At 72.0% G+C, this 22,798-nt stretch carries 24 protein-coding genes; 6 read left to right on the plus strand and 18 right to left on the minus strand.

Translation table 11 applies throughout. The features are described 5' to 3' along the window. Positions 1 to 68 precede the first annotated feature (68 nt). The 5 genes from AC07FK_RS06185 to hisI all read right to left on the minus strand — a co-directional run bounded on the left by AC07FK_RS06185 (position 69) and on the right by hisI (position 3,543). Positions 69 to 551 (minus strand): DUF2752 domain-containing protein, encoded by a 483-nt coding sequence (locus AC07FK_RS06185; protein ID WP_479103029.1) that lies wholly within the window; start codon positions 549 to 551, stop codon positions 69 to 71. Positions 552 to 627: 76 nt separating this feature from the next. Then, positions 628 to 894 (minus strand): HGxxPAAW family protein, encoded by a 267-nt coding sequence (locus tag AC07FK_RS06190; RefSeq protein ID WP_479103031.1) that lies wholly within the window; start codon positions 892 to 894, stop codon positions 628 to 630. Positions 895 to 998: 104 nt separating this feature from the next. Next, on the minus strand, positions 999 to 1,661 hold the full coding sequence (locus AC07FK_RS06195; RefSeq protein ID WP_479103033.1) for a TIGR02234 family membrane protein: 663 nt from the start codon (positions 1,659 to 1,661) through the stop codon (positions 999 to 1,001). 23 nt (positions 1,662 to 1,684) lie between these two features. Beyond that, complete coding sequence (locus AC07FK_RS06200) at positions 1,685 to 3,163, minus strand: anthranilate synthase component I (RefSeq protein WP_479103035.1); 1,479 nt, start codon at positions 3,161 to 3,163, stop codon at positions 1,685 to 1,687. Positions 3,164 to 3,174: 11 nt separating this feature from the next. Further along, positions 3,175 to 3,543 carry a phosphoribosyl-AMP cyclohydrolase gene (gene hisI, locus AC07FK_RS06205; RefSeq protein WP_479103037.1) on the minus strand — a complete coding sequence of 123 codons (369 nt, stop codon included), beginning with the start codon at positions 3,541 to 3,543 and terminating at the stop codon, positions 3,175 to 3,177. Between the two features lie 104 nt (positions 3,544 to 3,647). Here hisI and AC07FK_RS06210 point away from each other — a divergent pair, with 104 nt between their 5' ends. After that, positions 3,648 to 4,286, plus strand: a complete 639-nt coding sequence (locus tag AC07FK_RS06210; RefSeq protein WP_479103039.1) for a TIGR03085 family metal-binding protein — start codon at positions 3,648 to 3,650, stop codon at positions 4,284 to 4,286. A 53-nt stretch (positions 4,287 to 4,339) separates the two neighbouring features. Here AC07FK_RS06210 and hisF read toward each other — a convergent pair whose 3' ends face one another. From hisF to hisD, 8 genes are read right to left on the minus strand one after another with little or no spacing between them, the layout of a single operon-like run. Continuing rightward, positions 4,340 to 5,095 (minus strand): imidazole glycerol phosphate synthase subunit HisF, encoded by a 756-nt coding sequence (hisF, locus tag AC07FK_RS06215; protein ID WP_479103041.1) that lies wholly within the window; start codon positions 5,093 to 5,095, stop codon positions 4,340 to 4,342. Continuing rightward, positions 5,092 to 5,523, minus strand: coding sequence for a RidA family protein (locus tag AC07FK_RS06220; RefSeq protein ID WP_479103043.1), 432 nt, complete (start codon positions 5,521 to 5,523; stop codon positions 5,092 to 5,094). Before AC07FK_RS06220 ends, hisF begins: the two co-directional genes overlap by 4 nt. Then, entirely contained in the window at positions 5,520 to 6,260 is a 741-nt protein-coding gene (priA, locus tag AC07FK_RS06225) for a bifunctional 1-(5-phosphoribosyl)-5-((5-phosphoribosylamino)methylideneamino)imidazole-4-carboxamide isomerase/phosphoribosylanthranilate isomerase PriA (RefSeq protein WP_479103044.1), read from the minus strand. The genes AC07FK_RS06220 and priA overlap by 4 nt, the downstream gene beginning before the upstream one ends. Further along, on the minus strand, positions 6,260 to 6,901 hold the full coding sequence (hisH, locus tag AC07FK_RS06230) for an imidazole glycerol phosphate synthase subunit HisH (protein WP_479103046.1): 642 nt from the start codon (positions 6,899 to 6,901) through the stop codon (positions 6,260 to 6,262). Before hisH ends, priA begins: the two co-directional genes overlap by 1 nt. Then, positions 6,898 to 7,065: a hypothetical protein gene (locus tag AC07FK_RS06235; protein ID WP_167518286.1), complete on the minus strand. Its 168-nt coding sequence runs from the start codon at positions 7,063 to 7,065 to the stop codon at positions 6,898 to 6,900. The genes hisH and AC07FK_RS06235 overlap by 4 nt, the downstream gene beginning before the upstream one ends. Continuing rightward, positions 7,062 to 7,655: an imidazoleglycerol-phosphate dehydratase HisB gene (gene hisB / locus AC07FK_RS06240; RefSeq protein WP_479103048.1), complete on the minus strand. Its 594-nt coding sequence runs from the start codon at positions 7,653 to 7,655 to the stop codon at positions 7,062 to 7,064. The genes AC07FK_RS06235 and hisB overlap by 4 nt, the downstream gene beginning before the upstream one ends. Next, a complete protein-coding gene (locus AC07FK_RS06245) occupies positions 7,652 to 8,788 on the minus strand; it encodes a histidinol-phosphate transaminase (protein ID WP_479103050.1) in 1,137 nt (378 codons plus the stop codon). The genes hisB and AC07FK_RS06245 overlap by 4 nt, the downstream gene beginning before the upstream one ends. Further along, on the minus strand, positions 8,785 to 10,107 hold the full coding sequence (gene hisD / locus AC07FK_RS06250) for a histidinol dehydrogenase (RefSeq protein WP_479103052.1): 1,323 nt from the start codon (positions 10,105 to 10,107) through the stop codon (positions 8,785 to 8,787). The genes AC07FK_RS06245 and hisD overlap by 4 nt, the downstream gene beginning before the upstream one ends. A 145-nt stretch (positions 10,108 to 10,252) precedes the next feature. Between hisD and AC07FK_RS06255 the strand changes: the two genes are divergently transcribed. The 4 genes from AC07FK_RS06255 (at position 10,253) to ybaK (ending at position 14,449) form a co-directional block, all read left to right on the plus strand. Next, positions 10,253 to 11,860, plus strand: a complete 1,608-nt coding sequence (locus AC07FK_RS06255) for an oxidoreductase (protein ID WP_479103054.1) — start codon at positions 10,253 to 10,255, stop codon at positions 11,858 to 11,860. 188 nt (positions 11,861 to 12,048) lie between these two features. Continuing rightward, entirely contained in the window at positions 12,049 to 13,107 is a 1,059-nt protein-coding gene (locus AC07FK_RS06260) for a hypothetical protein (protein WP_479103056.1), read from the plus strand. A 5-nt stretch (positions 13,108 to 13,112) separates the two neighbouring features. Further along, positions 13,113 to 13,937 (plus strand): LON peptidase substrate-binding domain-containing protein, encoded by an 825-nt coding sequence (locus AC07FK_RS06265; protein WP_479103057.1) that lies wholly within the window; start codon positions 13,113 to 13,115, stop codon positions 13,935 to 13,937. 17 nt (positions 13,938 to 13,954) lie between these two features. Continuing rightward, complete coding sequence (gene ybaK / locus AC07FK_RS06270; protein ID WP_479103059.1) at positions 13,955 to 14,449, plus strand: Cys-tRNA(Pro) deacylase; 495 nt, start codon at positions 13,955 to 13,957, stop codon at positions 14,447 to 14,449. A gap of 111 nt (positions 14,450 to 14,560) precedes the next feature. Here the strand turns inward: ybaK and AC07FK_RS06275 are convergent, their stop codons facing one another. The 4 genes from AC07FK_RS06275 to AC07FK_RS06290 all read right to left on the minus strand — a co-directional run bounded on the left by AC07FK_RS06275 (position 14,561) and on the right by AC07FK_RS06290 (position 18,678). Beyond that, a complete protein-coding gene (locus AC07FK_RS06275; RefSeq protein ID WP_479103061.1) occupies positions 14,561 to 15,268 on the minus strand; it encodes an ABC transporter permease in 708 nt (235 codons plus the stop codon). Positions 15,269 to 15,346: 78 nt separating this feature from the next. Further along, positions 15,347 to 16,189, minus strand: a complete 843-nt coding sequence (locus AC07FK_RS06280) for an ABC transporter permease (RefSeq protein ID WP_479103063.1) — start codon at positions 16,187 to 16,189, stop codon at positions 15,347 to 15,349. After that, complete coding sequence (locus AC07FK_RS06285) at positions 16,186 to 17,166, minus strand: ABC transporter ATP-binding protein (protein WP_479103913.1); 981 nt, start codon at positions 17,164 to 17,166, stop codon at positions 16,186 to 16,188. The genes AC07FK_RS06280 and AC07FK_RS06285 overlap by 4 nt, the downstream gene beginning before the upstream one ends. A gap of 138 nt (positions 17,167 to 17,304) precedes the next feature. Next, the gene (locus AC07FK_RS06290) at positions 17,305 to 18,678 is read right to left on the minus strand and encodes an NYN domain-containing protein (RefSeq protein WP_479103065.1); all 1,374 of its coding nucleotides are present in this window, start codon (positions 18,676 to 18,678) and stop codon (positions 17,305 to 17,307) included. 253 nt (positions 18,679 to 18,931) lie between these two features. On the opposite strand from AC07FK_RS06290, the gene AC07FK_RS06295 reads away from it, so the two are divergent. Beyond that, entirely contained in the window at positions 18,932 to 19,111 is a 180-nt protein-coding gene (locus AC07FK_RS06295) for a hypothetical protein (protein ID WP_479103067.1), read from the plus strand. A 91-nt stretch (positions 19,112 to 19,202) separates the two neighbouring features. Here AC07FK_RS06295 and dnaE read toward each other — a convergent pair whose 3' ends face one another. After that, positions 19,203 to 22,742: a DNA polymerase III subunit alpha gene (gene dnaE, locus AC07FK_RS06300; protein WP_479103068.1), complete on the minus strand. Its 3,540-nt coding sequence runs from the start codon at positions 22,740 to 22,742 to the stop codon at positions 19,203 to 19,205. Between the last annotated feature and the right edge of the window lie 56 nt (positions 22,743 to 22,798).

Here is a 22,798-nt window from a genome sequence, read left to right on the forward strand (position 1 = left end):
TACCAATGCTATCCGCAGAGGGCCTCAGGACTCGCATCGAGTGGCGATCAGTCCCACTACCTGGAACTTCACGGTGCGAGCGCCGAGCCGAAGGGCAGGTTCCGGACGACGCTGAAGACCGCTGCCGCACCGCCGAGACTCCACCACCAGACGGGTCGCAGGGTGATGCGCATCGGGATTCCGCGGGTGGCCAGAACCACCCAGACGGCCCACAGCACGGTGAAGACGCCGTACCCCACGACCGCCATCGCGTTCGCGCCCAGGGCGCCCAGGAGGTCGCCGGTGGCGACGCCGTGCGCGCTGCGCAGTCCGCCGCAGCCGGGGCAGTAGACGCCGGTGAGCCGCAGGAGCGGGCAGACGGGGTAGTGGCCGGGTTCGTTGGGGTCGACCGCGCCGACGTACGCGAAGGCCGCGAGGACGCCCGCCATCGTGGCCGCCGGGGCGGCGAGCCGCCGGGCGAGGGACGCGGGCGCGGCGCCCGGTGAGGGCTGCGGCGAAGGGGCCGGGGCGGGCTGGGGCACGGTATCCACCCGCAGATTGTCCCCGCTCATGAGGAAAGGCGCAGCCCGCCGGGGGCTGCGCCTCGCATCAGAACCGCGCCGGATCCGCCGGCGGGCCCGGTCCCGGTCAGTGGACCCGGATCTGGCTGTGGGGCTGCGCCCGGCCGGCCTCGTCACGGGCGCGGCGCATCTCGTCGGACTCCTTGGGCATGCCGAGGCCCGCGGCCTTCATGCCCATACCGACGACACCACCGAGCAGTATCACGACGATTCCCGCCCAGAAGCCGAGCGGATTGGCGAGCACCGTGAAGGCACCCGAAATGCAGAAACCGATGAAGGAGATGGTGACACCGGTCCAGGCGGCCGGGGTGTGTCCGTGGCTGCTGCCCGCCATGAGTTGCTCCTCGTTGCTGTTGCTCTGTGGTGAGGTGATGAGTCCGTGAGTCGTGTGCTCGCCGCTCATTGTCCCGCACGGGGACCGGCGGCGTGATCTCGGGGTCACGCGTCGCGCGTCGGGTCCTCGCCGCGGTCCAGTGCCTTCCAGAGGTCCTCGGGCCGGTCCGGGTCCGGCGCGGCGGGCGCCTTGCGGGCCCGGGGACTGCCGTCGCGCTCGTAGCGGCCGGACATGGAGGGCCACTTCCGGCCGCACCACAGGGCGAGCAGCCCCGCGACCAGGATCAGCAGCCCGCCTGCCGCGGCCACGTACGGCCATGCGGTGTGGGTGAGGGAGCCGGCCGTCGCGGCGGCGTCGCCGGTCGTCCCGGCGGCCTTCTCGTCGAGCGCCGCGCCGCCGGACGCGCCGAGCAGGGCGCTGACGGCCGCGCCCGCGCCGCTCAGCGCGAGCAGCCCGGCGACGAGCAGGCGGCCCGCCCGGCGGACGGCGAAGACGGCGACGAGCGCGGCCAGGCCGACGATCGCCAGCGCCGCCGGGGCGCCGGTGACGTCCTGCCCCTCGACGGCCAGCGGCAGCGCGCCGCCCGGCACCGCGGCCGCGCCCTCGGCCCAGGTCCGGCCCGAGGCGAGGAGCACGACGGCGGCGCCCACGGCGCCGAGCAGCAGCGCGACGGCGAGACTGCGGCGGCCGCCCGTGGAGGCGGCCGGCGTGCTCTCGCTGCGCGGAAGCGGTACAGGTACGGGGGATGCGGCAGTCACGTACTCCACTATCCCTTACGTCCCGAAAGCGATCAGAGGCGGTTCGCCGTGTGCACCGCGCGCAGCACCGCGGCCGCCTTGTTCCGGCACTCCGTGTCCTCGGCGACGGGGTCGGAGTCGGCCACCACACCGGCTCCGGCCTGCACGTACGCCGTACCGTCCCGCAGCAGGGCGGTCCGGATGGCGATGGCGGTGTCGGAGTCGCCGGCGAAGTCGAGGTAACCGACGCAGCCGCCGTACAGACCGCGCCGGGACGGCTCCAGCTCCTCGATGATCTGCATCGCGCGCGGCTTCGGCGCTCCGGACAGCGTCCCCGCGGGGAAGCAGGCGGTCAGCACGTCGAAGGCGCTGCGGCCGGGCGCGACGCGGCCGGTCACGGTCGACACGATGTGCATGACGTGCGAGTACCGCTCGACGGACATGAAGTCGACGACCTCGACGCTGCCCGGCTCGCAGACTCGGCCCAGGTCGTTGCGGCCGAGGTCGACGAGCATCAGGTGCTCGGCGCGCTCCTTGGGGTCGGCCAGCAGCTCGTCGGCCAGCGCCTGGTCCTCCTGCGGCGTGGCGCCGCGGTGCCGGGTCCCGGCGATCGGGTGCACCATGGCGCGCCCGTCCTCGACCTTGACCAGCGCCTCGGGGCTGGAGCCGACGACGTCGAAGCCGTCGAAGCGGAAGAGGTACATGTACGGCGACGGGTTCGTGGCGCGCAGCACCCGGTAGACGTCCAGCGCGCTCGCCGTGCAGGGCGTCTCGAAACGCTGGGAGGGCACGACCTGGAACGCCTCGCCCGCGCGGATGCGCTCCTTGATGTCGTCGACTGCCGCCTGGTACGCCTCGCCGCCCCACAGCGCGGTGTACGGCGGCAGCTCGGACGGGGGCAGGGCGGCGGGCGCGGTGGGCACGGCCCGGCTGAGGTCGGCCTCCATCGCGTCGAGGCGGGCGACGGCGTCGGCGTACGCCTCGTCGACGCCGGTGTCGAGGTCGTTGTGGTTGATCGCGTTGGCGATCAGCAGCACCGAGCCGTCCCAGTGGTCGAGTACGGCGAGGTCCGAGGTGAGGAGCATGGTCAGCTCGGGCAGCTGGAGATCGTCCCGCCCGTGCTCGCCGATCTTCTCCAGGCGGCGTACGACGTCGTACCCCAGGTAGCCCACCATCCCGCCGGTGAACGGCGGCAGGCCGCCGGCGAGGTCGCGCGGGGTGTGCAGGGCGTCGATGGTGGCGCGCAGCGCGTCGAGCGGGTCGCCGTCCACGGGGACGCCGACGGGCGGGGTCCCCAGCCAGTGCGCCCGGCCGTCGCGGGCGGTGAGGGTGGCGGCGCTGCGGACGCCGACGAAGGAGTAGCGGGACCAGGAGCGGCCGTTCTCCGCCGACTCCAGGAGGAAGGTGCCCCGGCGCTCGGCGGCGAGCTTGCGGTAGAGGCCGACCGGGGTGTCGCCGTCCGCGAGCAGCCTGCGGCTGACGGGGATGACACGCCGGTCGACGGCCAGCTTGCGGAAGGTCTCGATGTCCATGGCCGGTGACCTTACTTGGCGAGCGGGAGGAGGACGTCGGAGTCGAAGCAGGTGCGGTCGCCGGTGTGGCAGGCTGCGCCGACCTGGTCGACCCGGACGAGGACGGTGTCGGCGTCGCAGTCCAGTGCGACGGACTTGACGTGCTGGACGTGCCCGGACGTGTCGCCCTTGACCCAGTACTCCTGACGGCTGCGCGACCAGTACGTGCAGCGGCCCGTGGTGAGGGTCCGGTGGAGCGCCTCGTCGTCCATCCACCCGAGCATGAGCACCTCACCGGTGTCGTACTGCTGGGCGATGGCCGGGACCAGGCCGTCGGCGCTGCGCTTGAGACGGGCGGCGACGGCGGGGTCGAGGCTGGTGGGGCGGGGCGAACTGGTCATGTCCGCCATTGTGCCGCGCCCGAGGGCCCGGAGAGCGACGCCGTCCGGTCATTGGACGCGCGGCGCCGTGGCCCCGGCGGAGCAACGGCCGTACCCTGGCGGTCATGTCGACCCATGCCAAGCGCGAACGACTCCTCCTCGCCGACCTGCTGGAGGCGGCCGGGCCCGGCGCCCCGACGCTGTGCGACGGCTGGACCACCCGTGATCTCGCCGCCCACCTGGTGGTGCGCGAGCGCCGCGCGGACGCCGCCGGCGGAATAGTGCTTGCCGCGCTCAAAAGCCGACTCGACCGGGTGCAGGCGGAGTTCGCCGAGAAGCCGTACGAGGAGCTGATCCAGCTCCTCCGCACCGGCCCGCCGCGGATGTCCCCGTACGCCCTCAAGCAGCTCGACGAGGCGGCGAACACCGTCGAGTTCTACGTCCACGCCGAGGACGTCCGGCGGGCGCAGCCGGACTGGACGCCGCGCGAACTCGACGCGGTCTTCGCGAACGCGCTGTGGTCGCGGATCGAGAAGGCGGCGCGCGTGCTCGGCCGCAAGGCGCCGGTGGGCGTGGTGCTGCGCCGGCCCGACGGGCAGACGGCGGTGGCGCGGCGCGGCACACCGGTGGTGACGGTCACGGGTGAGCCGGGCGAGCTGGTGCTGTTCGCCTTCGGGCGGCAGGAGGCCGCGCAGGTCGAGATGGAGGGCGACAAGGACGCGATCGAGCGCCTGCGCGACGCGAAGCTCGGCATCGCCATGTGAGTCCCCCTCCCCGCCTCGCGGGCGGGGAGGGAGATGTTCCGCGGGGCCGGCCCCTAGCGCACCGGGTGGCCCGCCTCGCGGAGGGCGTCCTTGACCTGGGAGATGCGCAGGTCGCCGAAGTGGAACACCGACGCCGCGAGCACCGCGTCGGCCCCCGCCGCGATCGCCGGCGGGAAGTGCGCGAGGCGGCCGGCGCCGCCGGAGGCGATCACCGGCACGGTGACGTGCTTGCGCACCGCCGCGATCATCTCCGTGTCATAGCCGTCCTTGGTGCCGTCCGCGTCCATGGAGTTGAGCAGGATTTCGCCCGCGCCCAGCTCGGCCGCCCGGTGCGCCCACTCGACCGCGTCGATTCCGGCGGACTTGCGGCCGCCGTGCGTGGTGACCTCGAAGGAGCCGGACTCCGTGCGGCGGGCGTCGACCGACAGCACCAGCACCTGCCGCCCGAAGCGCTCCGCGATCTCGCGGATCAGGTCGGGGCGGGCGATGGCGGCGGTGTTGACGCCGACCTTGTCCGCGCCGGCCCGCAGCAGCCTGTCGACGTCGTCGGCGGTGCGCACGCCGCCGCCGACCGTCAGCGGGATGAACACCTGCTCGGCGGTGCGGCGCACCACGTCGTACGTCGTCTCCCGGTTGCCCGAGGACGCGGTGATGTCGAGGAACGTCAGCTCGTCGGCGCCCTCCGCGTCGTACAGCTTCGCCATCTCGACGGGGTCGCCGGCGTCGCGCAGGTTCTGGAAGTTGACGCCCTTGACGACCCGGCCGTTGTCGACGTCCAGGCAGGGGATCACTCGGACCGCGAGGGTCATGAGTCCTGGCCTCCTCGGTCCGCGCGGTCGCCCCGGTACGCCTCGACCTCGATCTCGACGACCAGGCTCGGGTCCACGAATCCGGAGACGATGATCAGTGACGCCGCCGGGCGGACGTCGTCGAACAGCTCCTTGTGGGCACGGCCGACGTCGTCGACGTCCCGGGCGTGCGTGATGTACATGCGGGTGCGGACGACGTCCTCGCGGCCGAGGCCGAGCTGCTCCAGCGCGCCGAAGGCGACGTTGAAGGCGGTGACGGTCTGGTCGTACGGCGCGCCGGCGCTGATGACGCCGTCCACGACCGAGGTGCAGCCCGATACCAGGACCAGCCCGTTCGGCAGCTCCACCGCGCGGGAGTAGCCGAACTGCTCCTCCCAGGGGGCGCCGGTCGTCACCCTGCGTACCGAACCGGAAGAGGAGACCGTCATCCGGACACCGCCGCCAGGGCCTCTTCCAGCGTGAACGCCTTCGCGTACAGCGCCTTTCCGACGATCGCGCCCTCCACGCCGTCGGGGACGAGCGACGCGATGGCGCGCAGGTCGTCGAGGGAGGAGACGCCGCCGGAGGCGACGACGGGCTTGTCGGTCGCGGCGCAGACGTTCTTCAGGAGCTCCAGGTTCGGGCCCTGGAGTGTGCCGTCCTTGGCGATGTCGGTGACGACGTACCGTGCGCAGCCCTCGGAGTCCAGGCGTGCCAGCGTCTCGTAGAGGTCGCCGCCGTCCCGGGTCCAGCCGCGGCCGCGCAGCGTCGTGCCGCGTACGTCGAGGCCGACCGCGATCTTGTCGCCGTACTCGGCGATGACCTTGGCGACCCACTCGGGGGTCTCCAGCGCGGCCGTGCCGAGGTTGACGCGCCTGCAGCCGGTGGCGAGGGCGGCGGCGAGCGAGGCGTCGTCGCGGATGCCGCCGGACAGCTCCACCTTGATGTCCATGGAACGGGCGACCTCGGCGATCCGCTCCCGGTTGTCACCGGTGCCGAACGCCGCGTCGAGGTCGACGAGGTGTAGCCACTCGGCGCCCGCCCGCTGCCAGGCCAGTGCGGCCTGGAGCGGGTCGCCGTACGACGTCTCCGAGCCGGACTCGCCATGGACGAGGCGCACGGCCTGGCCGTCGCGGACGTCGACGGCGGGGAGGAGTTCGAGCTTCGCGGGGTTCGCGGAGGACATCAGAGGGTTCCGATCCAGTTGGTCAGCAGCTGGGCGCCGGCATCGCCGGACTTCTCGGGGTGGAACTGGGTGGCCCACAGCGCGCCGTTCTCGACGGCCGCCACGAAGGGCTCGCCGTGCGTGCTCCACGTCACCCTGGGCGCGCGGATCTTGGCGTTGGTGACTTCCAGGCTCCAGTCGTGCACGGCGTACGAGTGCACGAAGTAGTAGCGCGTGTCGGCGTCGAGTCCGGCGAACAGCTCGCTGTCCTCCGGCGCCCGGACGGTGTTCCAGCCCATGTGCGGGACGACCGGCGCCTGGAGCGGACCGACGGTGCCGGGCCACTCGTCGAGGCCCTCGGTCTCCACGCCGTGCTCGATGCCGCGCTCGAACAGGATCTGCATGCCGACGCAGATGCCCATCACCGGGCGGCCACCGGAGAGCCGGCGGCCGACGATCCAGTCGCCGCGCGCCGCGCGCAGCCCCGTCATGCAGGCGGAGAAGGCGCCGACGCCGGGGACGAGCAGTCCGTCGGCGTTCATGGCCTTGTCGAAGTCGCGGGTGATCTCGACGTCCGCGCCGACGTGGGCCAGTGCCCGCTCGGCGGACCGGACGTTGCCGAAGCCGTAGTCGAAGACGACGACCTTCTTGTTGTCGCTCATTCCCAGAGTCCTTGGATTCGCATGACGCCGGCGACCAGGCACATCACGGCTCCGATGCCGAGGAGCACGATGACGCCCTTGGGCAGCTGCTGCTTCCAGAAGGAGTACACGCCGCCCAGGAGGAAGAGGCCGACGACGATCAGGATGGTGGAGAGGCCGGTCACAGGGCGCCCTTGGTCGACGGGAGGATGCCGGCGGCACGCGGGTCGTGCTCGCTGGCGTACCGCAGGGCACGGGCCAGGGCCTTGAACTGGCACTCCACGATGTGGTGCGCGTTGCGCCCGTACGGGACGTGCACGTGCAGGGCGATCTGGGCCTGTGCGACGAAGGACTCCAGGATGTGCCGGGTCATCGTCGTGTCGTACTCGCCGATCATCGGCGCCATCTTCTCGGGCTCGGTGTGCACGAGGTACGGGCGGCCGGAGAGGTCGACGGTGACCTGGGCGAGCGACTCGTCCAGCGGGACCGTGCAGTTGCCGAAGCGGTAGATGCCGACCTTGTCGCCGAGCGCCTGCTTGAAGGCGGCGCCGAGCGCGAGGGCGGTGTCCTCGATCGTGTGGTGCGAGTCGATGTGCAGGTCGCCGTCGGTCTTCACGGTGAGGTCGAAGAGGCCGTGGCGGCCGAGCTGGTCGAGCATGTGGTCGTAGAAGCCGACACCTGTCGACACATCGACCTTGCCGGTGCCGTCGAGGTTGATCTCGACGAGGACCGACGTCTCCTTGGTCGTGCGCTCGACGCGTCCTATGCGGCTCATGAACTGTGCTCCTTCTTGAGTTCGCGTACCGCATCGAGGAACGCGTCGTTCTCTTCGGGGGTGCCGGCGGTGACACGCAGCCAGCCCGGTACGCCGTTGTCCCGGACCAGGACGCCCTGGTCGAGGATCCGCTGCCAGGCCTCGTGCGAGCCTGCCACGCCGTCGAAGCGGCCGAACTGGACGAAGTTCGCGTCCGAGTCCGTGACCTCGAAGCCGATGGCGCGCAGCTCGGTGACCAGACGGTCCCGCTCGGTCTTGAGCTGCTCGACATACCCCAGCAGCGTATCGGTGTGCTCCAGTGCGGCGAGCGCGGTGGCCTGGGTGACGGACGACAGGTGGTACGGCAGGCGCACCAGCTGTACGGCGTCGACCACGGCGGGGTCGGCCGCGAGGTAGCCGAGCCGCAGCCCGGCGGCGCCGAAAGCCTTGGACATGGTGCGCGAGAGCACCATGTTCGGGCGGCCCTCGATCAGCGGCAGCAGGGACGGGTGGTGGCTGAACTCGCCGTACGCCTCGTCGACGACGACAAGAGCGCCGGCAGTCGCTGCCCTGGCCGCCTGGGCGGCGTCGTACAGCGCGAGGACGGTGCCGGCGTCGACCGCCGTGCCCGTGGGGTTGTTGGGCGAGGTGATGAACACGACCTCGGGGCGGTGCTCGGCGATGGCCTTCTCGGCCGCCGCGACGTCGATGGTGAAGTCCTCGTTGCGCGGCCCGGAGATCCAGCCGGTCCCGGTGCCGCGCGAGATGAGGCCGTGCATCGAGTACGACGGCTCGAAGCCGATCGCGGTGCGGCCGGGTCCGCCGAAGGTCTGCAGCAGCTGCTGGATCACCTCGTTGGAGCCGTTGGCCGCCCAGACGTTCGCCGTGGCGACCGGGTGGCCGGCCGTGCGGGTGAGGTAGCGGGCCAGCTCGGTGCGCAGCTCGACGGCGTCCCGGTCCGGGTAGCGGTTGAGCTCGCGCGCCGCGTCGCGCACCCGCTCCGCGATGCGCTCGACGAGCGCCTCGGGCAGGGGGTACGGGTTCTCGTTGGTGTTGAGACGTACGGGCACGTCGAGCTGCGGCGCGCCGTACGGGGACTTGCCGCGCAGCTCGTCGCGGATGGGCAGATCGTCGATGCGGACGTTGCGGGTCATTCCGTCGGCACCTTCCACCCGAACCGCGCCTTGAGGGCCGCGCCGTGCGCCGGCAGGTCCTCCGCCTCGGCCAGCGTCACCACGTGGTGGGTGACCTCGGCGAGCGCCTCGCGCGTGTAGTCGACGATGTGGATGCCGCGCAGGAACGACTGGACCGACAGGCCCGACGAGTGGCAGGCGCAGCCGCCGGTCGGCAGGACGTGGTTGGAGCCGGCGCAGTAGTCGCCGAGGGAGACGGGCGCGTACGGGCCGACGAAGATCGCGCCGGCGTTGCGGACCCGCGCGGCGACGGCGGACGCGTCGGCGGTCTGGATCTCCAGGTGCTCGGCGCCGTACGCGTCGACGACCTTGAGGCCGTCCTCCAGGCTGGAGACGAGCACGATCGCGGACTGCCGGCCGGCGAGCGCGGGCAGGATCCGGTCCTCGATGTGCTTGGTCGCGGCGACCTGGGGCTCCAGCTCCTTCTCGACGGCGGCGGCCAGCTCCTCGGAGTCGGTGACCAGCACGGCGGCGGCGAGCGGGTCGTGCTCGGCCTGGCTGATCAGGTCGGCGGCGACGTGCACCGGGTCGGCGGTGTCGTCCGCGAGGACGGCGATCTCGGTGGGGCCGGCCTCGGTGTCGATCCCGATCCGGCCGGTGAAGTAGCGCTTGGCGGCGGCGACCCAGATGTTGCCGGGTCCGGTGACCATGTTGGCGGGGGCGCACTCGTCGGTGCCGTACGCGAACATCGCCACGGCCTGCGCGCCGCCCACGGCGTACACCTCGTCGACGCCCAGGAGCGCGCACGCGGCCAGGATGGTCGGGTGCGGCAGGCCGCCGAAGTCGGTCTGCGGCGGGGACGCGAGCGCGATGGACTCGACGCCCGCCTCCTGCGCCGGGACGGCGTTCATGATCACGGACGACGGGTAGACGGACCGGCCGCCGGGCGCGTACAGGCCGACGCGCTCGACCGGCACCCACTTCTCGGTCACCGTGCCGCCGGGCACGACCTGGGTGGTGTGCTCGCCGCGGCGCTGCTCCCGGTGGACGATGCGGGCACGCCGGATCGACTCCTCCAGCGCGGCTCTGACCTTGGGGTCGAGCTGCTCCAGAGCCGTCGTCAGCGCCTCGGCGGGCACGCGGACGCGCTCCAGCCTCACGCCGTCGAACTTCTCCGCGTAGTCGATCAGCGCCGCCGTTCCCCGATGATGCACGTCCTCGCAGATGGGCCGCACCTTGTCGAGGGCGGCCTGTACGTCGAAGTCGGCACGGGGCAGCAGGTCGCGCAGGTCGGCGCCCTCGGGGAGGGCGTCGCCACGCAGATCGATTCGAGAGATCACGCTGCCAATTCTCTCAGACCCCATCCGGCTGCCGAGCCTCCGTATCACTGGCTGATACACACCCCAGGAGTCTTTCGTCACCACTAGCGTTCAGGTCGTCACCCAGAGGGAAGAACGGCTGTACGAATCGGCGAAAGGGGCGGCCTTGACCGAGCCGCAGCAAGACGTCGAAGTGCCCGACTGGCTCACTGCCTCGGAAAGCGGCATGTGGCAGGCGTTCCGCAACGGCAGTACGTACGACCTCCGCACCCGCAATCCCGTCCTCGACGACCCGTTGTCCAACCGGCCGTGGCCCCCGGAGCGCAGCGTCCGCGCGCGGGTCGTGGCGCTGCTGCTGCTGAGCGGGCCGCCCGCGGTGCCCGGGCGCGTCGCCGCGCTCAAGCTCAGCGGCGTACAGATCACCGGCACGCTCAAGCTCTCGGGCGGCCGCGTCGAGCCGTACGTCGAGCTCAGCAACTGCCGCTTCGAGAAGGAGGTGCTGCTGCCCGAGTGCCACTTCACCACCCTGCGCATGGTGGGCTGCGCGATCCCCCGGCTGGAGGCGGCCCGGCTGCACACCGAGGGTGATCTGCACCTGCCGCGGTGCAGCGTCCCCGGGGGCATCCGGCTCACCGACGCGCAGATCGGCACGGATCTGCTGCTCAACCAGATCGTCGTACGCCAGGACCGCAACGGCCGGTCCATCGCCGCCGACGGCCTGTGCGTCGCCCAGGACCTCCAGGCCGAGATGATCGAGTCGCACGGCGAGTTCAGCCTGCGCGGCGCGAAGGTCGGGGTGTCGCTGAGCCTGCGCGGCAGCCGGCTGCGGCGGCCGTACGGCGTGGAGGGGCGGCGCGCCCTCAACGCTCCGCAGCTCACCGTGGAGCGCACGCTCTACATGACCCCGGCCGGCATCGGCCCCCGGGGAGCGGCCCCGGGGACCACCCCGCCGTACGGCATCGGGAACACGCCGGTGCGCGGCACGCGCGTGCAGCGGTTCGAATGCGAGGGCGGCCTGCGGCTCGACGACGGGCGGTTCGGGGACGCGGTGGACCTCGACGGGGCACGGTTCGTCATGACGCTCGGTCAGGAGCTCTCGCTGCGCCGGGTCCAGACACCGGAGCTGCGGTTCCTGTGCGCGCGACCCGAGGAGGGGAAGGTCGTGCTGTCCGGCGCGAAGGTCGGCAACCTGGTCGACAAGGCGGACAGCTGGCCGCGTCCCGGCGGACTGACCATGCACGGCTTCACGTACGACAGCCTCGTGCCGCGCGGGCTGTTCCCGCTCGCGCTGCGGCTGGACTGGGTGACGGCCGCGACGCCGGAGTACGCCCCGGAGCCGTACGAGCGGCTGGCCGCCGTCCTGCGCAGCAGCGGGGAGGACGCCGACGCCCGCGAAGTGCTCCTCGCCAAGCAGCGAAGACGGCGTGAGACGCTGCCGCTCGCGGGGAAGCTGTGGGGCTACCTCCAGGACTGGACGGTGGCGTACGGCTACCGCCCGGGGCGGGCGGCCGTGTGGATGGCCGTGCTGTGGGCGGCGGGCGCGGTGGCGTTCTCGCTCCTCGATCCGCCCGCGATCAACCCGGATCAGCATCCGGACTGGAACGCCTCCCTCTTCGCCCTCGACCTGCTGCTGCCCGTGATCAATCTGGGCCAGGACGGGTACTGGCGGCTCGACCGCGCCTGGCAGTGGGCTGCGGCGGGACTGATCCTGCTCGGCTGGATACTGGCGACGACGGTGGCGGCGGGGGCGTCCCGGCTGCTGCGGCGGGGCTGAACCGGCGCACCGGCGCGCGGCACCGGGGCCGCCGGCCGCGGCGGGACGGCGGCCCGCGTGGGCCGCGTGCCCCTCACCGTCCTTTACCGTCCCTTGACCGACCGCGGCGCAACCTTCCCAGCCGATGCGAAAGCTTCACCGCCGCCCACTGGCGCTGCCCCGACCTGCGGTTTTCAATAGTTCACACCATGCCATTCCTTCGCGCTCTGATCAGCACCGCGCGCATGATCCGCCACACCCCGAAGCTGGGAGCCGGACTGCTCGACGACGACGAGGTGCTGCTCGACGTACCGGACGAGCGCCTGGGACCGACCCTCGTCGCGGCGGCCCTCGGGGACCACGGGCCGGCGGCCAAGCTGATGGCCGCCACCCGTGAGGGAGCCGAGTGGGAGAACCGCGACCGGTACGTCACCCGCCTGGCCACGTTCGCGCACAGCCGCGGGGAGTGGCTCGGCGACTGGCTCGCCGCCTCCCCGCGCGACCCCGACGCCCTGCTGGTGAAAGCGGAACTCGCGGTGCGCCGGGCGTGGGGGTCGCCGGCGCGTGCGGAGCGGCTGCGCGACGTCGGCCCGCTGATCGAGGCGGCGGCGGACGCCGCGCCGCGCGATCCGGTGCCGTGGCGCATCGCCCTCGACCACGCGCGCGGCACGCACGCCGCGCATTCGGCGTTCGAGGAGCTCTGGGCCGAGGCCGTGGGGCGCTCCTCGCACCACTACGGGTGCCATGTCTCGGCGCTGCTCTATCTCTCCGCCCAGTGGTACGGCTCGCACCGCGAGTGCTTCGACTTCGCCGAGCAGGCCGCCGAGGACGCCCTGCCGGGATCGCTGGTGCAGGCGCTGCCCGTACGAGCGGCCTTCGCCCACCTGCTGAGCGGTGACGGCGGCGGGGCGGGTCCCGCCGCGCCGGCCGGGCCCACGGCGATCGGGCCCGCGCGCGTCGACGCGGCGGCCGATCTGGCGATCGCGCTGTCCGCCGAGTACGCGGCCGGCGACCCGTGGCCGGCCGAGGTGCGCAATCTGCTGGCGTACGTCCTGGTCACCCGGGGACGCTGGGCCGAGGCGCTCGAACAGTTCCGGCTGATCGGCCCGTACGCGACCTCGTTCCCCTGGGCGTATCTGAGCGACGACGTACTGGGCCGGTTCCTGGAGCTGCGCGACACCGTGAGGATCCAGGTCGCCGCGGCGACGCCTTTGCGGCCTTTGCGCGGGACGGCCCGCCGGGCCCGTTCCGGCGGCCATTACGCTTGAGCGCTGTGACCACCGCTCGCCTTCCCCTCTTCCCGCTGAACTCGGTGCTGTTCCCCGGCCTCGTGCTGCCGCTGAACGTCTTCGAGGAGCGTTATCGCGCCATGATGCGCGACCTGTCGAAGGGCGCGGACTCCGGCGGCTCCGCACCGCTCCCCGATTCCTCGGCGTCCCCGGGGTCCTCGGGATTCTCCGCCGGCCCCGCCTCCCCGGCCGAGGACGAGCCGCGCCGCTTCGCGGTCGTCGCCATCCGCGACGGCCGTGAGGTCGCCGCCACGGAACCCGGCATGCCGGACGCCACCACCCTGACCGAGCGGGGGCCCGCTGCGGGATTCGGCCCCGATCCGATCCAGGCGTTCCACCGGGTGGGCTGCGTCGCGGACGCGGCGACGATCCGGGAGCGGGAGGACGGGAGCTTCGAGGTACTGGCCACCGGGACGACCCGCGTCAGGATCCTCTCCGTCGACGCGAGCGGCCCCTACCTCACCGCCGAGGTGGAGGAGCTGCCCGAGGAGCCGGGTGACGACGCGGGCGCGCTGGCCGAGGGAGTGCTGCGGGCGTTCCGCAGTTACCAGAAGCGGCTGGCGGGCGCGCGGGAGCGCTCGCTGACCACGGGGGCGGAGCTGCCGGACGAGCCGTCGGTGGTCTCGTATCTGGTGGCCGCCGCGACGGTGCTCGACGTCCCGGCGAAGCAGCGCCTGCTCCAGGCCCCCGACACCGCCACCCGCCTGCGCGAAGAGCTGAAGCTGCTGCGCTCCGAGACGGCGGTGATCCGCCATCTCCCCTCGCTGCCCGCCGTCGAGCTGACGCGGACGCCCACCAGCCCCAACTGACCGGAGGCAGAGCCACCGTGGCCAAGAAGAAGCGCCAGGCCGGAGGAACCCCCGCGACAGTCGCCCTGACCGAGGCGGGGACGGCGTACGTCCTGCACGCGTACGAGCACGACCCGGCGTCCCCCTCGTACGGCGAGGAGGCGGCGCAGGCGCTGGGGGTCACGCCGGACCGCGTCTTCAAGACCCTGGTCGCGGACATCGACGGTGCGCTGACGGTGGCGGTCGTGCCGGTGGCCGGCTCGCTGGACCTCAAGGCACTGGCGGCGGCGGTCGGCGGGAAGCGCGCCGCGATGGCGGACCCGGTGGCGGCGGAACGCACCACGGGTTACGTCCGGGGCGGGATCTCGCCCCTGGGCCAGCGCAAGAAGCTGCCGACGGTGCTGGACGCCTCGGCTTCGTCGCACGAGACGGTGTGCGTCTCGGCGGGGCGGCGCGGCCTGGAGGTGGAACTCGCGCCGGCCGACCTGGCGGCGCTGACGGACGCGGTGATCGCCCCGATCGGACGGGGCTGACCGGAAGGGGGAGGCGGCGGCGCTCCACGGCGTACCGCCCGTCGCGCCCGGTGTCGGCCGGCCTCCACGGCTTCTTCGGCTTCGGCGTACTGCCCGCTCCAGGCGTCCGCGTCAGCCCGGCGTGCCGTCGCCCGTGCCGGGCGTCGGTGCGGGTTCGCCGTACGGCGCTCCCCACTCCGGCTCCGGATCACGCGGCCCGAACAGCGCCGTCAGTCCCAGGTGAACGAGGAGCGCGGCCATCGGCCAGGCGAGCAGCGCCCCCTTGGCCCCCAGCTTGAGCGGCGCGTCGAACGGCACGCCCTGTCCCACCTCGCGCGCCCGCGCGACGACGTCGTCCGTCGGACCGAGCCACACGCCGGTGCCCCAGGCCAGCAGCGAGCCGAGCAGCCCGCCGAGTGCCAGCGCGACGACGATCGGGACGCCCCCGCGGCGGTTGAACCAGAAGACCCCAGCCGCGCTGACCGCGCCGAATCCGAGCGCCAGCAGCACGAAGGTGCCGTCCGCGCCGATCGCCTCCTCGCTCTCGGTGTTCTTGAGGAAGACGGCCTTGTCGGTGGAGACCAGCGGCACGCGCGGCGCCAGCCACAGCCACAGCAGCCCGAGCGCGACACCGAGGACCGTCAGCGCCACGACCACCACGGCGGCGCGGAGCACCTCGGCGGAGGGGCTGGGGCTGTCGTCCTGTACCCCGGCCGCGAGGTGTTCGGCCCCGGGACCGGCGTGGGGCGGGTTCGGGGGCTGCGGAGCGGGCCCGGCTTCGGACTTCTGCCAGGGGTCGTTCGGCGGCTGGTGGTGAGGCGGCGTCAGAGGAGCGGTCACCCTGCCATCGTGCCAGGCGGGCCGGGACCGCGCCGCACCGGACCGGCGCGGCAGGCCCGGGCGGGTGGCGTGGGTGGGCTAGCGGACCGCGGCCCGGCGGTACGCCCAGGTGGCGACCGCCAGCGAGACGACGCCCACGACCGCGCACACGGCCAGGTCCAGGACCACCGAGGCCCAGTCGGGGCTCCTGTCGAAGGTCCGGGCGAAAGCCTCGACACCGTACGTCGAGGGCAGCAGGTCCCGGGCGAACGCGATCGGCACCGGCAGCCGCTCGGCGGGCAGCACCCCGAGCAGCAGCGCCGCCGACATGCCGAGCTGTCCGAGCAGTGTCGCGAGTTCCTGGCGCGGCGCGAGCAGCCCGAGAGCCGCGCCGAGCCCGGCCAGTGCCGCCCCGGCGAGCGGGACGACGGCCGCCAGGACCCACAGGTGGGTGAGCGGCAGCTGGAACAGCACGCACCCGACGACGGCCGTGGCGAAGGTGCCCGGCACGGTGAAGGAGGCGTAGGCGGCCGCCGCCCCCAGCACCACCGCGGCGGGCGGGACCGGCAGCGTGGCGTAGTGGTCGAGGCCGCCGCTGGCGCGCAGCTGTCCGAAGTACTGGGCCAGCAGGTTCAGCGCGACGAAGGCGACGACGAGCACACTCGACCCGGCGACGACGGCCCGCGCCTCGTCACCCCCGTCGACGACCCCGCGCATCAGGACCATGATCCCGACGGACTGGAACGTCGCCACGAAGAGCAGCGGGATACGGGCCACCCGCGCCCGGGACAGCTGCGCCCGGTAGACGGCGGCCAGCGACGGCAGCAGGCGCGCCCGGGGAGCGAGTGGCGCGGGCGCGTCACCCGGCGCACCGGCTTCCCCGTCCCTCGCGACCCGGATCCGCATGGAGCCGGTCTCGGCCTCCGCAGGCACGACACTCACGCCTTGACCAGCCCCTTCGTACCGTTCGTGCTTCCGCCGAGTGCGAGGTAGACGTCTTCCAGGCTCGGCGTCGCGAGGGTGAAGTCGTCGAGCGCGGCGAATGCCCTGCCCCCGGTGACGGCGGCCACGGCCGCGCGCGCCTCGTCGGGGGTCAGCCGCAGCACCCAGCGCCGCCCGGACTCCTGGGCGGACTCGCGCAGCGCGGCGACCTCGGGCACGTCGAGGGGTGCCCGCTCCCGCCACACGAGGTCGAGCCGCACCTCACCGGCGACCCGCGACTTGAGCCCGGCCGGGCTGTCGCACGCGATCACCCGGCCGCTCTCCAGCACCGCGACGCGGTCGAGCACCGTCTCGGCCTCGATGACATTGTGCGTGACGAGCAGCACGGTGGCGCCGTTCTCCGCCCGCCGCCGGTCGACGGCCTTCCACACCGCGCGGCGCGCGACGGGGTCCATGCCGGTCGTCGGTTCGTCCAGGACGAGTACGGGCCGCTCGCCCACCAGGACGGCGGCGAAGCAGGCGAGCCGCCGCTGTCCGCCGGACAGCTTCTTGAGCGGACGCCCGGCGATGTCGCCGAGGCCGAGCTCTTCGATCACGTCGTCCCGCTCGGCCCGCGCCGCCTTCGCGGTGAGCCCGCGCAGGCGTCCGGTCGTCTCGGCCGCGAGCGACACGGTCAGCTCGTCCAGCGCGGTCGATTCCTGTCCGAGGTACGCGACGAGCCGCGAGGCGCGCTCGGGATGCCGGACCAGGTCGTGCCCGAGCAGCTCGACGCCGCCGGAGTCCGGGCGCATGAGCCCGGTGAGCTGCCGTACGAGGGTCGACTTCCCCGCGCCGTTGGGGCCGAGCAGCCCGAAGATCTCGCCCCGGTGTACGTCGAGGGAGATCCCGTCGGTCGCGCGCACGGCCGGCGTCGCGGGTGCTCCGCGGCGGCCGCGGGCGGCGGGATACGTCTTGACCAGGTCCCGCACGGCACACACGACTCCCGTGCCGCGTCGCCCCTGTGCTGTGCCCGTACTCACGAGGAACGAGCCTACGGGGTTCCGGGCCGGGCGCCGCCCCCGGGGCGGTGCCGGACGTGGAAACGGGGGGACCCCCTGGGAGCCCCCTGGCTGCCGCTACTCCCCCGCGGGCACGTGCTCGGCCGCCGCCCGTACGTCGATCTCGCGCCAGAAGCCCGCTCTGATGGCGTACCGGTCGTGCTCGTCGATCTGATCGTCCTTGTGGGCGAGCAGGCCGAATCTCGCGGCGTAGCGCAGCAGTTCGCCGTCGATCCGGTGCGGGATCCTCGGGTACATCGTCGACAGCTTCTGGGTGTGGCCGGGGTCGGGCAGCCGTTCCATCCACCGCCGGGCGAAGACCTGGCCGACCTCGAAGGGGTCACCGCCGACGGTGGTGATGTCCTCCTCGCGGTCCGCCCAGCGCTGCTCGGCGCTGGTCAGCTGCGCCAGCGTCGGCAGCGAGGCGGTCTCGGGCGGCTCGCCGAGCTGGCCCCCGTTGCCGGCCCGCTCCGCCCAGCCCTTGTCGGACGACCACCGCAGGGTCACGCCGGCGGCGACGCCGGGCGCCGGCTGCGCCGTCCCGTTGGGGTGGGGGTGCTGGGGCGGCTGCGCGCCGGGGCCGCGCAGGCCGGCGAGGTCCTTCGGGGTGGGCACGCCGCGCGTGCCGTGCGCCGGGTGCGCCTCGTCGGAGCCGTTCGCGGCGGTGGGCGGCGCGGGAGCCGGCGCGGGTGCGGGTGCGGGTGCGTCCGCCGCCCTCGGGGAGCCGTTGCGTACGGCGGTGCCCGCGGCGTCCGCCTCGGCGTGTGCCTGGTCGCGCGCCGCCCGTTCCGCGCGTTCGGCGCGCTCCGCGGAAGCGGCGAGCGCCGATTCCGGCAGCGGGGCCGACAGGATCGCGGCGATTTCCGGCCGGGGCACCGGCGGCGGCGCGCAAATGCCGGTGAGGTCCTTGGCCCGTACGGCCTTCGTGATCCAGGCCCGGTCGAGGACGCGCCGCTCGTCGGCCTCGGCGACCAGGTCCTCGGACTGGTTGTAGTCCCCGTCGGCGGCCTGCACCGCCCACAGGTGCACCGCCACTCCGTGCTCCTTGGCGGACATCAGCCCCGGTAGCAGATCCCCGTCCCCGGTCACCAGCACGATGTCCGAACAGGCGCGATTTCTGGCCAGCTCCGTCAGCTCCGCGTGCATCGCCGCGTCGACGCCCTTCTGCGCCCACCGTCCGTCGCTGCGGGTCAGGGCGCCGAGCCTGACCGTCACCCGCGGCATGACCCGCAGCCGCCGGTGCTCGGGCTGCGGAACGCGGTCGGGTGCGCCGTCGAACCAGTAGATGCGCAGTAGCGGCTGTTCCGTGTCCGCTTCGGCCCGTTCTCGCAGGCCCTGGATGAGAGCCGCGTGATCCACGGTGATGCGGGAGCGGGCCGGTTCTCCGGCGAGCAGGCTCGCGGCGGCGCCCAGCAAGTAGCCGGCGTCCACCAGGACGACGCAGCGGTCCACGGCGTTCCACCCTCTTTCGGGAACCTCGGGATCGGAAGGTGCTTCGGGACATGGGGAATGGTTCGGGCTTCCTTCGAGTCTGCCCGACTGCGTGGGGGTTAACGGCCGGAACTCGATCATCGGCGTGGCGGATGGCGAAGTTGCCGCGGGACGCCCTCAATTACGCACGGTAATGATCCAAAATGCGCGCTATGTCGCTCTGTGTGAATCTGATCCCGGCCCTGGCCCCCACACCCCCACAGGAGGCATCACCATGGCCAAGAACAAGAATCGCAAGCAGGGCGGTCCACAGGACCGTGCGTCCTCGGTGGCGCGTGGAGCCGACCAGGCCAAGGACAGCGCGTTCGAGTCCCACGCCCAGCCGCATGCGCACGCCCAGGGCAGTCCCGCCGACGTGGCCCGCAAGCACCAGCGGCGCTTCGGCCACAACTGATCACGCCGGGTGATCACGCGGTTGTTTGAGTACGCAGGAAGAAGGGGCGCACCCGTCACGACGGGCGCGCCCCTTCTCGGTGATCGGGTCCTCAGCCGGCCAGGCAGGACGGGCCGAGCAGCACCTTCAGATCGCCGAAGAGGGCGGGGTCGGGCTGCACGCGGTGCCGGTCCAGCCGCAGTACCGTCGTCTTGCGCGCCCCCTGGAGCTTGATCCGCACCTCCGTGTTGCCCCGGTGGTGCTTGAGGATCTCGCCGAGCTTGGTCACCATCGGCGGCGTCACCTTCACCGTCGGGATCGTCAGGACGACCGGCGCGTTGGTGCCGGCGGACGACACGTCCGGGACCATCAGCTCCATCGCGACGAGCCGCGGGACGTCCTCGCGCTTGTCGAGGCGGCCCTTGACGAAGACCACCGTGTCCTCGACGAGCTGGGTCGAGACGAGCTGGTACGTCGCCGGGAAGAACATGCACTCGATGGAGCCGGCCAGGTCCTCGACGGTCGCGATAGCCCAGGCGTTGCCCTGCTTGGTCATCTTGCGCTGGAGGCCCGAGATGATGCCGCCGACGGTGACGATCGCGCCGTCGGAGTGCTCGCCGCCCGTGAGCTGGGAGATCGAGGCGTCCGCCTTGTCCGACAGGACGTGCTCGAGACCGAAGAGCGGGTGGTCGGACACGTACAGGCCGAGCATCTCGCGCTCCTGCGCGAGCAGGTACGACTTCTCCCACTCGATGTCGGAGAACTCGACGTCGAGCCCGAAGCCCGGCTCGTCACTCTCCTCCTCGCCCATGCCGCCGAAGAGGTCGAACTGCCCCTCCGCCTCTTTGCGCTTGACCTGCACCACGTTGTCGATCATCGGCTCGTGGTGCGCGACGAGGCCCTTGCGGGTGTGCCCCATCTCGTCGAAGGCGCCGGCCTTGATGAGGGATTCGACGGTCCGCTTGTTGCAGACGACCGCCTCGACCTTGTCGAGGAAGTCGGGGAAGGAGCTGTATTTTCCCTTCGCCTTGCGGCACCGGATGATCGAGTCCACGACGTTCTGACCGACGTTGCGGATGGCGGTCAGGCCGAACAGGATCACGTCGTCGCCCTGCGCGGCGAAGTTCGACTCGGACTCGTTCACGTTCGGCGGGAGCACCTTGATGCCCATGCGCCGGCACTCGTTCAGGTAGACGGCCGATTTGTCCTTGTCGTCCTTGACCGAGGTCAGCAGGGCCGCCATGTACTCGGCGGGGTAGTTGGCCTTGAGGTACGCCGTCCAGTAGGTGACCAGGCCGTACGCCGAGGAGTGCGCCTTGTTGAACGCGTATCCGGCGAAGGGGACCAGCACGTCCCACAGCGCCTGGATCGCGGCGTCGGAGTACCCCTTCTTCTTCGCGCCCGCCTGGAAGAGGACGAAGTTCTTCTGGAGCTCGTCGGGCTTCTTCTTGCCCATGACGCGGCGCAGGATGTCGGCCTCGCCGAGCGAGTAGCCCGCGATGATCTGAGCGGCCTTCTGCACCTGCTCCTGGTACACGATCAGGCCGTACGTCAGGCCGAGGACCTCCTTGAGGGGCTCCTCCAGCTCCGGGTGGATCGGCGTGATCTCCTGCTGGCCGTTCTTGCGCAGCGCGTAGTTCGTGTGCGAGTTCATGCCCATCGGGCCCGGCCGGTACAGGGCCGAGACGGCGGAAATGTCCTCGAAGTTGTCGGGCTTCATCAGCCGCAGCAGGGACCGCATCGGGCCGCCGTCGAACTGGAAGACGCCGAGCGTGTCACCGCGACAGAGCAGTTCGTACGTCGCCGGATCGTCGAGCGGGAGGCTGAGCAGCTCCAGATCGACGCCCTTGTTGGACTTCACCATCTTGACGGCGTCGTCCATGATCGTCAGGTTGCGCAGGCCGAGGAAGTCCATCTTCAGCAGGCCGAGCGACTCGCAGCTCGGGTAGTCCCACTGCGTGATGGTCACGCCGTCGGTGTGGCGCACCCACACGGGCACGTGGTCGGTGATCGTCTCGCTGGACATGATCACGCCGGCCGCGTGCACGCCCATCTGCCGGACCAGGCCCTCGACGCCCTTGGCGGTGTCGATGACCTTCTTGACGTCCGGCTCGTTCTCGTACATCGACCGGATCTCGCCCGCCTCGCTGTAGCGCGGGTGCTTGGGGTCGGTGATGCCGTTGAGGTCGATGCCCTTGCCGAGGACGTCGGCGGGCATGGCCTTGGTGAGCCGGTCGCCCATCGCGTACGGGTAGCCGAGGACGCGCGCGGAGTCCTTGATCGCGTTCTTGGCCTTGATCTTTCCGTACGTGCCGATCATGGCGACCTTGTCGGCGCCGTACTTCTCGGTGACGTACCTGATCACCTCACCGCGCCTGCGCTCGTCGAAGTCGATGTCGACGTCGGGCATGGAGATGCGCTCGGGGTTGAGGAACCGCTCGAAGATCAGGCCGTGCTCGATCGGGTCGAGGTCGGTGATGCCCATGGCGTACGCGACGATCGAACCGGCAGCGGAGCCCCGGCCGGGGCCGACCGCGATGCCGTTGTTCTTGGCCCACATGATGAAGTCGGCGACCACGAGGAAGTACCCCGGGAAGCCCATGTCAATGATGATCTTCATCTCGTACTCGACCTGCTTGAGCCGGTCCTCCGGGATGCCGTTCGGGAAGCGCCGGGCCATGCCGCGCATGGTCTCCTCGCGGAACCACGTCACCTCGGTGTACCCCTCGGGCACGTCGAACTTGGGCATCAGGTTCCGCTCCTTGAACCAGCCCTCCGTGTCGATCTGCTGCGCGACCAGAAGCGTGTTGGCGCAGCCCTCCTGCCAGGCGTCGGAGGAGTCGACGGCGTACATCTCCTCGGTCGACTTCAGGTAGTAGCCGGTGCCGTCGAAGCGGAAGCGGTCCGGGTCGGAGAGGTTCTTGCCGGTCTGGATGCACAGGAGAGCGTCGTGCGCCCCGGCCTCGTGGGAGTACGTGTAGTGCGAGTCGTTGGTGACGAGCGGCGGGATGTTCAGCTTCTTGCCGATTTCGAGCAGCCCGTCGCGGACCCGGCGCTCGATCTCGATGCCGTGGTCCATCAGCTCGAGGAAGTACCGGCCCTCGCCGAAGATGTCCTTGTAGTCGGACGCCGCCTGGACCGCCTCGTCGAACTGGCCGAGCCGCAGCCGCGTCTGCACCTCGCCGGACGGGCACCCGGTGGAGGCGATCAGGCCCTCCGACCACTGGGAGATGGTCTCCTTGTCCATGCGCGGCCACTTCGTCAGCCAGCCCTCGGCGTACGCGTCGGAGGACAGCCGGAAGAGGTTGTGCAGGCCGGTCTTGTTCGCCGCCCAGATCGTCTTGTGCGTGTAACCACCGGAACCGGACACGTCGTCGCGCTTCTGGTGCGGCTGGCCCCACTGGATGCGCCGCTTGTTGCGCCGGGACTCGGGCGCGACGTACGCCTCGATGCCGATGATCGGCGTGACGCCCGCCTTCTTCGCCGAATGGAAGAAGTCGTACGCCCCGTGCAGGTTGCCGTGGTCGGTCATCGCGATGTGCGACATGCCCATCTCGTTGCAGGCCTCGAACATGTCCTTGAGCCGCGCGGCACCGTCCAGCAGCGAGTACTGAGTGTGTACGTGCAGGTGCGTGAAGGGCGGCTTGGTCACGGCGAAGGCCTCCGGCGAAACGGTCGGTGACGGGTGGGGTGGACAGCTCGGAAGTC

This window comes from Streptomyces sp. NPDC046122 (assembly GCF_056429965.1).

Bases quoted from the DNA above. Each gene is read 5' to 3' on its own strand.
- AC07FK_RS06185 (WP_479103029.1), bottom strand. From the start codon at position 551: ATGAGCGGGGACAATCTGCGGGTGGATACCGTGCCCCAGCCCGCCCCG.
- AC07FK_RS06190 (WP_479103031.1), bottom strand. From the start codon at position 894: ATGGCGGGCAGCAGCCACGGACACACCCCGGCCGCCTGGACCGGTGTC.
- AC07FK_RS06200 (WP_479103035.1), bottom strand. From the start codon at position 3,163: ATGGACATCGAGACCTTCCGCAAGCTGGCCGTCGACCGGCGTGTCATC.
- hisI (WP_479103037.1), bottom strand. From the start codon at position 3,543: ATGACCAGTTCGCCCCGCCCCACCAGCCTCGACCCCGCCGTCGCCGCC.
- AC07FK_RS06210 (WP_479103039.1), top strand. From the start codon at position 3,648: ATGTCGACCCATGCCAAGCGCGAACGACTCCTCCTCGCCGACCTGCTG.
- hisF (WP_479103041.1), bottom strand. From the start codon at position 5,095: ATGACCCTCGCGGTCCGAGTGATCCCCTGCCTGGACGTCGACAACGGC.
- AC07FK_RS06220 (WP_479103043.1), bottom strand. From the start codon at position 5,523: ATGACGGTCTCCTCTTCCGGTTCGGTACGCAGGGTGACGACCGGCGCC.
- priA (WP_479103044.1), bottom strand. From the start codon at position 6,260: ATGTCCTCCGCGAACCCCGCGAAGCTCGAACTCCTCCCCGCCGTCGAC.
- hisH (WP_479103046.1), bottom strand. From the start codon at position 6,901: ATGAGCGACAACAAGAAGGTCGTCGTCTTCGACTACGGCTTCGGCAAC.
- hisB (WP_479103048.1), bottom strand. From the start codon at position 7,655: ATGAGCCGCATAGGACGCGTCGAGCGCACGACCAAGGAGACGTCGGTC.
- AC07FK_RS06245 (WP_479103050.1), bottom strand. From the start codon at position 8,788: ATGACCCGCAACGTCCGCATCGACGATCTGCCCATCCGCGACGAGCTG.
- AC07FK_RS06260 (WP_479103056.1), top strand. From the start codon at position 12,049: ATGCCATTCCTTCGCGCTCTGATCAGCACCGCGCGCATGATCCGCCAC.
- AC07FK_RS06295 (WP_479103067.1), top strand. From the start codon at position 18,932: ATGGCCAAGAACAAGAATCGCAAGCAGGGCGGTCCACAGGACCGTGCG.